The 13,283-nt window shown below is 35.8% G+C and carries 9 protein-coding genes; 6 read left to right on the plus strand and 3 right to left on the minus strand.

Features of this window, described 5'->3' with window-relative positions; genetic code table 11:
* Positions 1–105 precede the first annotated feature (105 nt).
* From CPT03_RS07715 to CPT03_RS07740, 6 genes are all read left to right on the plus strand, one after another.
* Positions 106–1,326: an MFS transporter gene (locus tag CPT03_RS07715; RefSeq protein ID WP_099438308.1), complete on the plus strand. Its 1,221-nt coding sequence runs from the start codon at positions 106–108 to the stop codon at positions 1,324–1,326.
* An 82-nt stretch (positions 1,327–1,408) separates the two neighbouring features.
* The gene (hemF, locus tag CPT03_RS07720) at positions 1,409–2,305 is read left to right on the plus strand and encodes an oxygen-dependent coproporphyrinogen oxidase (RefSeq protein WP_099438309.1); all 897 of its coding nucleotides are present in this window, start codon (positions 1,409–1,411) and stop codon (positions 2,303–2,305) included.
* A gap of 121 nt (positions 2,306–2,426) precedes the next feature.
* The gene (gene gyrA, locus CPT03_RS07725) at positions 2,427–5,024 is read left to right on the plus strand and encodes a DNA gyrase subunit A (RefSeq protein ID WP_099438310.1); all 2,598 of its coding nucleotides are present in this window, start codon (positions 2,427–2,429) and stop codon (positions 5,022–5,024) included.
* A 32-nt stretch (positions 5,025–5,056) separates the two neighbouring features.
* Positions 5,057–6,130 carry a tetratricopeptide repeat protein gene (locus CPT03_RS07730; RefSeq protein WP_099438311.1) on the plus strand — a complete coding sequence of 358 codons (1,074 nt, stop codon included), beginning with the start codon at positions 5,057–5,059 and terminating at the stop codon, positions 6,128–6,130.
* Between the two features lie 67 nt (positions 6,131–6,197).
* Positions 6,198–7,346: a tetratricopeptide repeat protein gene (locus tag CPT03_RS07735; protein WP_099438312.1), complete on the plus strand. Its 1,149-nt coding sequence runs from the start codon at positions 6,198–6,200 to the stop codon at positions 7,344–7,346.
* Positions 7,347–7,502: 156 nt separating this feature from the next.
* Positions 7,503–9,680, plus strand: coding sequence for an FUSC family protein (locus CPT03_RS07740; RefSeq protein WP_099438313.1), 2,178 nt, complete (start codon positions 7,503–7,505; stop codon positions 9,678–9,680).
* Positions 9,681–9,754: 74 nt separating this feature from the next.
* On the opposite strand, the gene bioB is transcribed toward CPT03_RS07740, so the two are convergent.
* The 3 genes from bioB to corA are packed head-to-tail and all read right to left on the minus strand — an operon-like array spanning position 9,755 to position 13,283.
* A complete protein-coding gene (gene bioB / locus CPT03_RS07745) occupies positions 9,755–10,765 on the minus strand; it encodes a biotin synthase BioB (protein WP_099438314.1) in 1,011 nt (336 codons plus the stop codon).
* Positions 10,766–10,784: 19 nt separating this feature from the next.
* Positions 10,785–12,134 carry a magnesium transporter gene (mgtE, locus tag CPT03_RS07750; protein WP_099438315.1) on the minus strand — a complete coding sequence of 450 codons (1,350 nt, stop codon included), beginning with the start codon at positions 12,132–12,134 and terminating at the stop codon, positions 10,785–10,787.
* A gap of 27 nt (positions 12,135–12,161) precedes the next feature.
* Entirely contained in the window at positions 12,162–13,283 is a 1,122-nt protein-coding gene (corA, locus tag CPT03_RS07755) for a magnesium/cobalt transporter CorA (protein ID WP_099438316.1), read from the minus strand.

Consider the following 13,283-nt stretch of genomic DNA (forward strand, 5'->3'; position numbering starts at 1 on the left):
TTAAACACGTATCTGCATTAAACTGCTTTGATACGTGTTTTTTTATTAAAAATGTATTATTAGAAATAAAATTTGTTTGTATTTTCAGCAGCCAAACAAATTTATATGATTAACAAGCAGAATAAAAATGTATTCTTTTTAATTCTAGTAGCCGCTTTGGGCTATTTTGTAGATATATACGATCTTCTTTTATTTCTTATCATTAAAAACAAAAGCCTTTCATCATTAGGCGTTCCGGCAGATAAGATTACAGAAACAGGACTTTATTTAATGAACTGGCAAATGGCCGGACTACTTATTGGAGGTATATTCTGGGGAATTCTGGGTGATAAAAAAGGTAGATTATCTGTACTTTTTGGGTCTATAATTATGTATTCTCTGGCTAATATTGCAAATGGTTTTGCCACCAGTATTCCAGTATATGCAGCATTAAGATTTATTGCCGGAATAGGTTTAGCAGGGGAACTTGGGGCTGGCATTACCTTGGTAAGTGAAAGCATGAGTAAAGAAAAGAGGGGCTATGGAACTATGCTGGTCGCCGGAATTGGGCTTATGGGTGCTGTTGCAGCTTATATAGTTGGTGACTTTTTTGAATGGAGAACTGCCTTTTTTGTGGGTGGAGGCCTTGGCATAATATTGCTGCTTTTAAGATTCGGTGTTTTTGAATCGGGCCTATTCGAAAATATGTCTAAAAAGGAAGTTACTAAAGGAAACTTCTTCATGCTTTTTTTTCCCTGGAAACGTTTTTCTAAGTACTTAAGTTGTATCCTTATAGCTGTGCCATTATGGTTTGTAGTAGGAATTTTGGTGGGTATAGCACCTGAATTTGGAAAAGCATTGCATGCAGTAGATGTTCTGGATAATGGTAAAGGTGTAATGTTCACTTATATAGGAATTTCATTAGGAGATTTCCTGAGCGGGGCCTTGAGCCAGCTTTTTAAAACTCGTAAAAAAATTGTTTTCATCTTTATTACCTTAACCTTTTGTACCATGCTGGTGTATTTGCTAAACACCGGATGGACAGCAACTGGATTTTATATATTATGTATATTCTTTGGCTTATTTACAGGTTATTGGGTAGTATTTGTAACCATTGCAGCAGAACAATTTGGAACAAATCTGCGCGCCACTGTAACAACCAGCGTTCCAAATATGGTAAGAGGCTCGCTGATCCTTGTTACGCTTTTATTTCAATTTCTGGTAGTAAGAACAGGAATTATTAATGCAGCACTTTGTTTAGCTGTATTAACTGTAGGGCTTGCATACATCGGTTTGTATAATTTAGATGAGACTTATGGTCGCGATTTGAATTTTGAAGAGGAGTAGTGTCAAAAAAATGTACTATCTGAAAATTAAAGGAATGATGCCTTTTTATTAAGGTTAACTTTGTCTGTATAGTTTTAAAGAAATGGTGTTTAAAGATAGAGTAGTAGTGGCTTATCAGCAAATTCAGGATCAGATTTGCAAAAGCCTTGAGTTAACAGATGGCAAAGCTAAATTTGAGGAAGAAATTTGGAATAGAGAGGGTGGAGGTGGTGGCCGGACCCGTATATTACAACACGGTAATGTTATAGAAAAGGGCGGCGTTAACTTCTCGGCAGTTCATGGTAAATTACCAGACTCCATTAGAAAAGCTTTTAAGGTTGATAGTGAGAACTTTTTTGCTACAGGTGTGTCCATAGTAATGCATCCTAATAACCCATTTGTACCTATAATCCATATGAATATCAGGTACTTCGAAATGGATGAGGAAACAAGATGGTTTGGAGGAGGCATAGATTTAACCCCACATTATATTATTGATACCGATGCAAGATATTTCCACCATCTGTTGAAACATACCTGCGACGAATTTGACACTTCTTTTTATCCTAAGTTTAAGGCTCATGCCGATGATTATTTCTTTATTAAACATCGTGAAGAAACAAGAGGAGTGGGAGGCATTTTTTATGATAGATTGAAACCGGAAAATACCGGTTTATCGTTTGATCAGATCCTTGATTTTTCTGTAGCTGTTGGTAATACTTTTATCCCCGCATATACAGAACTAATTGATAGAAACAGAGATAAAGAATTTGACGAGAAACAGCAAGAGTGGCAATATCTGCGACGAAGTCGTTATGCTGAATTTAATTTGGTGTATGATGCAGGAACAAAATTTGGTCTCGAAACCAATGGCAGAATTGAATCTATTTTAATGAGTTTGCCACCTATGGCCAAATGGATATACAATCATCAAACCCTTCCAAACAGTGATGAATCTTATACTTTAAGCAAGCTTAAAAAAGGTATAGAATGGGTCTGATAATAGCCTAATTTTTACGTTAAAATTTTTCCACAATGCGCCTTAATGGCGCTTTTTTTATTAGCTTCGCAAGGTTATAAGAATACCACATTTAAATCGTTCTTAAGGAACATTAATATTTATGGCAGAAGATTTAGAAAATCAAGAAAACGACAAAATAATAAGAATCGATATTGACGAGCAAATGAAATCAGCTTACATCGATTATTCGATGTCGGTTATCGTATCAAGGGCATTGCCTGACGTACGTGATGGATTAAAACCAGTACACCGCCGCGTGTTATACGGTATGCTCGATCTGGGATTAACAAACAATAAACCATATAAAAAATCTGCACGTATTGTAGGTGAGGTACTGGGTAAGTATCACCCACATGGTGACGCTTCTGTTTATAATACCATGGTAAGGATGGCCCAGGAATGGAGCTTACGTTATTTAATGGTTGAGGGACAGGGAAACTTTGGATCAATTGATGGTGACTTTCCTGCAGCAATGCGTTATACAGAGGCCCGTTTCCAAAAAATTGCAGAGGAAATGCTTGCCGACATTAATAAAGACACTGTAGATTTTCAGTTAAACTTTGATGATTCATTACAGGAGCCTACTGTGCTTCCTTCAAAAGTTCCAAACTTACTAATCAATGGTTCTTCGGGTATTGCTGTAGGTATGGCAACAAATATGCCTCCTCACAATATCACAGAGTCAATTAATGCAACCATAGCATACATTGAAAACAACGATGTTACAGTTGCAGAACTGATGAAACATATTAAAGCACCTGATTTTCCAACAGGGGCCATAATTTATGGTTATACTGGTGTTCAGGAAGCATTTGAAACAGGTAGAGGCCGTATAGTTATGCGTGCCAAAGCCGAAATTGAAGCTACGAAAGAACGGGAAACAATCATTGTAACTGAAATACCTTACCAGGTAAACAAAGCAATGATGATTGAGCGTACTGCTGAGCTTGTTGGAGAGAAAAAAATTGAAGGTATTTCGAATATTAAGGATGAGTCTAACAAAGACGGAATCCGTATTGTTTACGAAATTAAACGTGACGCAAATGCTTCAATTGTATTAAATAACTTATTTAAACAAACTGCCTTACAAACATCATTTAGTGTAAATAACATTGCACTGGTTAAAGGCAGACCACAATTATTAAATCTAAAAGACCTGATTCAGCATTTCGTTGAGCACCGTCACGAAGTAGTAATCCGCAGAACCAAGTTTGAATTAGCCGAAGCACAAAAACGCGCTCACATATTAGAAGGCTTGTTAATTGCCCTTGATCATTTAGATGAAGTAATTAACTTGATCCGTAGTTCTGATACACCAGAAGAAGCCAGACTAGGCTTAATGGAGAAATTTGGACTAAGTGATATTCAGGCCAGAGCCATCCTTGATATGACACTCCGCAGATTAACCGGTCTGGAGCGTGATAAAATTAAGGAAGAGTACAATGAGTTAATGAAAACTATAGAGTACTTACAATCTATTTTGGCAGATGAAGGTAAGCGTATGCAGATAATTGTTGAAGAGCTTACTGAAATGAGAGAAAAATACGGTGATGAGCGTAGAACTCAGATCGTACACTCTGCCGAAGACATGAGCATGGAAGACTTCATCGAGGATGAAGAAGTTGTAATTACTATTTCTCATGAGGGTTATATTAAACGTACTCCTGCAACTGAATATCGCACACAGGGCAGAGGCGGAAAGGGTTCAAAAGGAAGTGATTCAAGAAATGAAGACTTCATTGAGCACATGCTAATTGCATCTAATCACAACTACATGTTGTTCTTTACCGAAACAGGTCGCTGCTTCTGGTTAAGAGTATACGAAATTCCAGAGGGATCGAGGTTAAGTAAAGGAAGGGCTATCCAAAATATCATCAATATTCCTAAAGAAGAAAAAATTAAAGCCTTTATTAAGGTTAAAAATCTTAAGGATCAGGAGTACCTTGAAAATAACTATATCATCATGTGTACCAAAAAAGGAACAATTAAGAAAACTTCTTTGGAGGCATATTCAAGACCTAGAGTTAATGGTATCAATGCAATCAACATTAATGAGGGAGATCAGCTACTTGAAGCAAGTTTAACTACAGGAACCAGCGAAATTGTTATGGCATTGCGCTCTGGAAGGGCAATTCGCTTTAACGAAGAGAAGGTTAGACCAATGGGAAGAACTGCTACCGGGGTTCGTGGTGTAACACTTGCTCATGAAAATGATGAAGTTGTTGGCATGATTGCTGTTAATGATCCAGGAGCTACTGTTCTTGTTGTATCAGAAAAAGGTTATGGCAAACGTACCGATATAGAAGATTATCGTGTTACAAATAGGGGCGGTAAAGGTGTTAAAACCATTAACGTTACTGAGAAAACAGGAACGCTTGTTGCAATCAAAAACGTAACTGATTCTGATGACTTAATGATCATCAATAAATCAGGTATTGTTATTAGAATTGTTGTTAGCGAATTAAGAGTAATGGGACGAGCTACACAAGGTGTACGTTTAATTAACTTAAAAGGTAATGATGAGATTGCTTCAGTAGCCAGAATTGATCACGATGACGAAGAAACTGAAGAAGCAACTGAAAGCCATGTTGTAGTAGATGGTGAAGCTCTTGAAGCTGCTCCAGATGAGGATACTACTGAAGAAGAAACAAGCGATGAAGAAGCTGGAGATGATGCAGAAGACGAAACTGAAGACTAAAAATCATAATTGTTGAACATATATTAAATAAAATGAAAAAGATACTTTTTAGTTTATTATTTGTAGGTGTTGCCACACTTGCTAATGCACAAAAGAGTGAAATTGAAGCTGCAAAAAAACAATGGGCACTTTTGTCTTTAAATAAAGACAAAACCTTAGCCGACAATTTAAAAACTCTAAATGAAGGGCTGGCACACACAGATAAAGCAATTGCTCATGAGAAATCAAAAGACCTGGTTGAGTCTTGGTCGTACAGAGCATTATTTGCTTCGAGAATTGCATTAGTAGATTCACTTGATGCTGCTAATTCATCTGCAAATCAGAAAATTGCTGAAGAAGCAGTTGAAAAAGCAAAAGCCTTAGATACTAAAGGCAACGAAAAAGAAAATATCGAGAATGCACGCCTAACCATTCAGGATGCAATGAGAAACAGGGGGATTTACGCTTATCAAAAAAAGGACTTTGCCGGAGCATTAGCAGCATTTAATGAAGTAACTGCTAAAAACCCGAATGACACAGCTATGTTTATCAATGCTGGTGTTGTGGCTAAAGAAGCAAAGAATTACCCTGAAGTAGTTAGAAACTTTAAAAAAGCTATTGAGCTGAATTATAAAGATTCTAAAATGCTTTACTCTGATATTATCAAAACTACTTTTGATGAGATAAAAGATAGCGTTGCAGGTTTAAGTTTACTACAAGAAGCATCTGCTAAATATCCTGAGGACCCATATTTTATTGGTCTTGAAACTGATATTTATCTAAAAAAGGGAGATATAGCTAAATCTCAGGAAATGCTCACTAAATTGGTAGCAAAAGATCCTAAAAATGCTAACTACCAATCTCTTTTAGGTGATACTTACTACAAACAAGCACTTGCTGTACAAACTCAAAGAAATGCTTTAGATCCTAAAAAAACTAAGGAATTTAATGAACTGGGTATTAAGATGACTAAATTCATCGATCAAGCTATTCCTTTCTATAAAGCAGCCCTTGATATAGATCCGAAACACGTAAATACATTAGAAAATTTAGCGATTATCTATGCATTTAAAAATGATAACGTGAACTATGAAGCCATTAAAAAAAGATTGGCTGAATTAAAATAGGCACACTCATTTTTTTGAATGTGAAAAGAGGGATAGGTTTATCCCTCTTTTTTTTTAAGTTTGTAATATGAGTAGGATATCTTTTATTAGCACAATATTTTTAGTTGTAACAACTTGTAATTTGGCCTTTTCTCAAAAAAGTCAGCTTTTAATAGCAAGAAATAGTGTGGGTAAATTGCAAATAGCTATTAACAAAAAGCAGGATGCTAATGCGCAATTAGGAATAATAGGAGAAGGGATAAGGGCAACTGAGGCAGCTCAAAATGACAAGAAAACGAAGAAATGGCCTGAAACATGGGCGATTAAAGCTTATTTAAGTTCATATATAGCCATTACAGATCCAAATGAGGGCAATTCGGACAAATATTATAATCTGGCAATAGACGCAATAGATTCTGCAAAAAGGTTAGATAAATTTCAAACTAATACGCATTTAATAGAAGCATCGATTTACAATATTAATATTAAAAAGCAAGAAAAGGCAAATGCGGCTTTTGCAAAAAATGATTTCACCGCTGCCTTTAACTTACTTAAGGAAGTGAGTGATTTTTTCCCAAAGGATACTACTTTAGCAATAAATACGGCCCTTGCTGCACAAAATATCAGAGGTTTTGATAATGCTCTTGAATATTTTAAAAGAGCTAAAGAAAATGGTGCAAAAAATCCGGCAGTATTTCAAAATCTGGCAAATATCTATACTTCAAAATTTGAGGTTGACCAGGCAATTAAAACACTTGAAGATGGAATAAGAATAAATTCCGGAGACGTTAACCTGACAAATAATTATATCAACTTATTACTTGATAACGAAAAATACGGTCAGGCAATAAAAGTTATCGAGAATACATTAAAAACTGATACAGCAAACAAGTTGCTCTATTTTCTATACGGATATCTATATCAAAATAATTCGGGCTTAGGAACAGCTGAATTAGCTTACAGTAAAGCTCTGGTTATTGATGAGAATTATTTTGATGCTTTATATCAATTAGGTGTAGCCTATATACAATCTGCAAATGAGGCTCTTAAGTCAACAAGTTCAGATAAAAACGTAAAGTTTTCATCATTCATTAATAGAGCTGAGGTTTCATTATTACAAGCTCATGAGATCAATCAGAATGATAAATCTACTGTTCAGTTGCTTATAGAAATCTATACACGCAAAAATAAGCTGGATAAAGTTCAGGAACTTAAATCTAAGCTAGAAGAGTTTTAGACTATTTACTCAAGCATCTTCGTATAGGGGATGATTGTTTAATTTATTACTTAACATAATATTAATTATTAGACTATAATAATGTATAATTTGATTATACATTAAACACTGGGTTCTTTCATATTTTTTGTTATTTTGCAGTAAGTGATTTTCAATATGTTTGATCGTCCCATAAGAAGTATCCACGATTTCTTGCTTAGCACATATTTCGCTGATGGTCTGAGAATTACCTTCGGCGTTCTTTGTCCTTCCTTAATTTTAGCTCAATTTGGAATGCTCCAATATGGTATGACTTTATCATTGGGAGCTTTATGCGCAAGTGTTGTTGATTCTCCAGGTCCAATTGTACATCGCAGAAATGCCATGTTAATCACTACAGTCTTAATTACGCTAATATTTATTATTGTAGGCCTTACAAACAGCAATATTTATTTTACCGGGATTGTTATTGCTTGTTTCAGTTTTGTTTTCTCTATGTTTTTCTTGTACGGCCTCAGAGCCGCTGCAATTGGAACAGCTTCATTGCTCATCATGGTTTTAAGTATTGATGACATCCGCCCATGGACTGAAGTTCTCTTTTCTGCCTTACTTATCTTTGCCGGCAGCATTTGGTATACTTTACTTAGCTATTTTTTTTACAGATTAAGGCCATATAGAATTGTTCAACAAACACTTAGTGATTCAATACATTCAGTAAGTGAATTTTTAAGAGCTAAAGCGAAATTTTATCGTCAAAATACAAACTATGATGACAACTATGCCGATTTACTTCAACTTCAGGTTACGGTCCACGAAAAACAAGACGCTGTCAGAGAGGTATTATTTAAAACTAGAGAAATAGTTAGAGAGACTACCCCCGAAGGCAGGTTTCTGCTCTTAGTTTTTGTTGATATGGTTGATCTTTTTGAACAAGTCATGTCTACTTATTATAATTACAAGCAACTCCATGAACAGTTCGATGCTTCGGGTATTTTAATTCATTACGAATCAGTTATTATAAGAATTGCAGATGAGTTGGACGATATTGCCTTTTCTTTAAAAACCGGGAGTACCCCTAGCCTACCCACTTCGTTAATTGAAGATATAGATAAACTAAAAAATGAGATCACAGCACTTGAAGTAAACAATACAGAAAACAAATATAACACTCTTGGAATCATCGCTTTAAAGAATATAGAAGTAAACATAGAAAACATCCTTTCCAGAATTAAAACTATCAATGGATATTTTAATAAAAGCGAGAAAAAGAATCTGAAACCGCGAAAAATTGAAGTTGAAAGGTTTGTAACTAGACAAAATATTGATTTCAAACTACTAATTGAAAATATAACCTTCAATTCTTCAACTTTCAGGCATTCGCTAAGAGTTGCCATAGTAATGCTTATTGGTTTTATTGTGGCCAAATCTTTGGATTTCTCACATAGCTATTGGATTCTTTTAACCATTCTGGTAATATCTAAACCTGGTTTTAGTTTAGCAAAAAAAAGAAATATAGAGCGTTTGGTGGGAACAGTAATTGGCGCATTTGTTGGCATGGGGATACTAGTTTACATTCAAGATAAAAACACGTTGTTTGTGATTTTACTGATATGTATGATTGGTTGCTATAGCTTTCAGCGTAAAAATTATGTGGTAAGCGTACTCTTCATGACACCCTACATACTGGTATTATTTGATTTTCTTGGACTTGGAAGTATTTCTTTAGCTCGAGAAAGAATCTATGATACGTTAATAGGTTCGGGTATTGCTTTAATGGCAAGTTATTCATTATTTCCAAACTGGGAGTACGAAAAGCTCAAAGAAGCTATGGTTGATACACTAATTGCCAATATAAAATATTTTGAACAGGTTAAGCTTTGTTATTCAGAACAAGTTACAGATTTAACAAACTATAAAGTTGCCAGAAAAGAAGTTTATGTGACTACAGCAAATCTAGCCTCGCTGTTTCAGCGAATGTTTTCAGAACCAAAAAGCAAACAGATTATGATGAAAGAGCTGCATCAATTTACTGCATTAAATCACCTCTTATCATCTTATATAGCTACCTTATCTTTGTATTATAAGGAGCATTCCTTTATTTTTCCAAATTTTGAAGAGTTAAACCCCATCACGCAAAACACTGTTTACCTACTTAACCTGGCTTCCGAAAACTTATTTAAAAATACAGATACAGTAAGTAATGTTCCATTAATAAGAAGAAATATAAATCCTAATGCTGATGAACAAAGCGATGAGGTAATCATTGCAGAACAATTTGATACGATTCAGAAAGTAGCATATGACATCTATAAATTATCAGAAGTCATATCTAAAACTACCAAAAGAAATATTTAAAAGAAGCTTTATTTAAGCCAATAAAAAAGGTCCAGATGTTATGTCTGGACCTTTTTCATAATCTTTTCGGATAATTAAATTGCCGTTTCTTCCTGTTTATCAGCAATTGTATTTACTGGTCTGCCATTTTTAAAAGCATCCCGGGTTTTTAAACCAAGAAGTTCAAACATAGCCATATCATCAATAAATGCCGGATTTGGTGTTGTTAATAATTTATCTCCTGCAAAAATAGAGCTTGCACCTGCCATAAAGCAAAATGCCTGCTCCAACGTACTCATTTCATTTCTACCGGCCGAAAGGCGAACAACAGAATTTGGCATAACAATACGTGCGGTAGCAATCATCCTAACCATATCCCATATTGGAACACGGGGTTGTGATTCTAGTGGGGTTCCTTTAACAGGTACTAAAGCATTTACCGGAACAGACTCAGGATGCACAGCCATATTAGATAAGGTTTGAAGCATAGAAACCCTGTCTTCAACAGTTTCACCTAATCCGATAATTCCTCCACTACATACCGTTAATTTCGCCTTACGTACATTTTTTATGGTATTTAAACGATCGTCATAAGTACGGGTAGAGATAATACGTTTATAATCATCCTCTGAAGTATCAATGTTGTGGTTGTAAGCATACAAACCTGCATCTGCAAGTCTCTGAGCCTGATTTTCAGTAAGCATGCCCAATGTACAGCATACCTCCATATCCATATCATTTACGGCCTTCACCATTTCAATTACACGATCAAAGTCGCGGTTATCACGTACTTCGCGCCATGCAGCACCCATACATAAACGTGATGCACCACCTTCTTTCGCTTTTACAGCTGCACTCACTACCTGACTTACCTGCATAAGCGGCTGAACTTCCAGATCAGTATGGTAACGTGCAGCCTGTGGACAATATGAACAATCCTCGGCGCAGCCACCTGTTTTTATAGAGATCAAAGAACTCACCTGCACTTCTGCGTAATCTTTATTCTCGCGATGTATAGTTGCGGCTTCGTAAACGAGATCCAAAAATGGTTTATGGTATATGGCTGATATTTCTTCCTTCGTCCAGTTGTGTTTTGTTGGTTGCATATAATAATGAATAATAGAATTAAAGTAAAAGTTCGCTCGCTAAGCCTAGCAGGAGCAAAAATCCGAAAACATCTGTAAATGTTGTAATAATTATTGAAGAAGCAATGGCTGGATCAATTCCAACACGTTTTAAAATTAACGGAATACCTGCGCCGGTAATGCCGGCTATTAATAAATTGCCTGTCATGGCCATAAAAATAACCAGCCCCAGCATTGGGTTGGAATCAAAAACTATTGCAAATAAAAATACAATTAAGCCTGTTACGGCACCGTTAATAAGACCAACAGAAACCTCTTTTAATACTGTTCTATAAGCCTGATTGTCTGTAAGGTCATATAATGAAATCCTTCTTACCGTTACAGCAAGTGCCTGGGTCGCTGCGTTTCCGCCCATACCAGCAATAATTGTCATGTATGCAGGTAATACTTCAATCAGTTTAATAGTAGGCTCAAAATGCCTGATAACACCTGATGCCAGAAAAGCTGTTCCTAGATTCAAAATCAACCAAGGCAAACGTGATTTTACAGCCTCAATCCAGTTACCACTTAATTCCTCATCTTCTGATACCCCTGATATCTTCAAGATATCCTCAGTATTTTCATCTTCCAGAACATCTATAACATCGTCAAATGTTACGCGCCCAAGCAATTTCATATCACTATCTAAAACGGGAATACTGGTAATATTATATTGAGAAATAAGTCTGGCCACCTCTTCCTGATCCGTATCAGGATGAACCCAGGCAACCTCAGCTTTAACAAGCTCAGTTATTTTTACGTTTCCTTTGGCTTTAATGATGTCTTTCAAAGAAACGATTCCCTGAAAAGTATTCTCATCATCTATTACATAAACAGTATAAAACTCTTCAATTTCTTCACTTTGATGGATAATCTCATCGATAGCATCCTTCTTGGTAAGGTTTAAATTTATCCGGATAAATTCCGTATTCATCAAACCACCGGCGGTTTCTTCGTGGTAGCTTAATAAATTACGAATGCTCGAAGCATCATCTTCGCTCAGATCCTCAAGAATTTCTTTCTGCTCGTGTTCTTCAAGCTGAGATATGATGTCTGTGGCATCATCATAGTCCAGTTCCTCAACAATCTCTGTCCGCTTATCAGGATGAAGTTGTAGTAAAAGTTCCTCTGGATGCGATTCTTCATGCATTTCTGAAATTACTTCAGAAGCCGTCTCAACAGATAAGAGATTGATTATGCGTTGTCTATCATCTTTAGTTAAACTTTCAAATAAGATCGCAATTTCAGACGCGTGATACTCTTCCAGAATAACCTGAAGTTCTTCATCACTACCGCCTAAAGCCGCCTTAATCTTAGATACGTCTGTTTTGTCTAGATCGAAAGATTGCATAAGCCGCTAAGGTAAGAATAATCAGTTCTATTTAAACCATCCCTTACGCCAGAAATATATGATTTGTGCTATTGCAATAATGCCCATACCAATCATAGTGTATAAATATCCGTGAGCTGCATATAACTCCGGCATATTTTTAGGTAATAATTTGCCTGTAACAGGATCCTGAATTGCAAAATTCATCCCATAAATCCCTGCAATAAATGTTAGTGGAATAAAGATTGAAGAGATAATAGTAAGCACCTTCATAATCTCATTCATTCTATTACTTATCATAGATAAATACATATCCAGATTACTTATCGAAATCTCTTTTAGGGACTCAACCACATCTATGATCTGAATACAGTGATCATATGCATCTTTGATATAAAGCTTTGTTTGCTCAGTAATCAAAGGACTATCACTTCTCAGGATATCATTTAACTTGTCTCTTTCAGGCCAAACCACTCTCCTAATACCAATTAGATTTCGTTTAATAATCTGAGTATCAAACATTACTGATTTATCCGGCTTATCAAAAAGGCGATCTTCAATAGTATCCAAATCCTCACCCCAGGCCCCCAAAATCACAAAATAAGTATCCACAATAATATCCATCAGAGCATACATCAAATAACTGCTTCCCGCTATCCTGATGTTTCCTTTTCCACCTTTTAACCGCGCGCGTATGGGCTCCAAACAGTCTTCATAACTTTCCTGCAGTGTAAATAATGTATTATCGGTCAGTAAAAATGAAACCTGTACATTATCAAGATCCTTACTCTCATCAAAATGGAGCATCCTGCTTATTGCAAAATCATAACTTCCATATTCCTCAAATTTTGGACGCTGATAAGTACGTGTAATGTCCTCCAGAACAAGCTTGTTTACATTAAAATCTGCAGACAAGGTCTCGAACATTGCTAATGAATCGTATCCTTTAATTTCAATCCAAAACGTAAAATTCTTATCAGAAACAATTTGAGCCACATTATTTAAAGAACTAAGCTCTTTAACCTCGTAATGATCCGCGCTATACTTATAGAGCTTAATTACAGGTTTTAAAGCATTCTCGTCAATATAAATCTGGCCTGGGCTCGAACCTGCTACTGGCAACGAATACTTTTTATGCTTATGATGCTTACGTTTTGTTTGTTTACCCAT

The organism is Pedobacter ginsengisoli, from assembly GCF_002736205.1.
Classification (GTDB): Bacteria; Bacteroidota; Bacteroidia; order Sphingobacteriales; family Sphingobacteriaceae; genus Pedobacter; species Pedobacter ginsengisoli_A.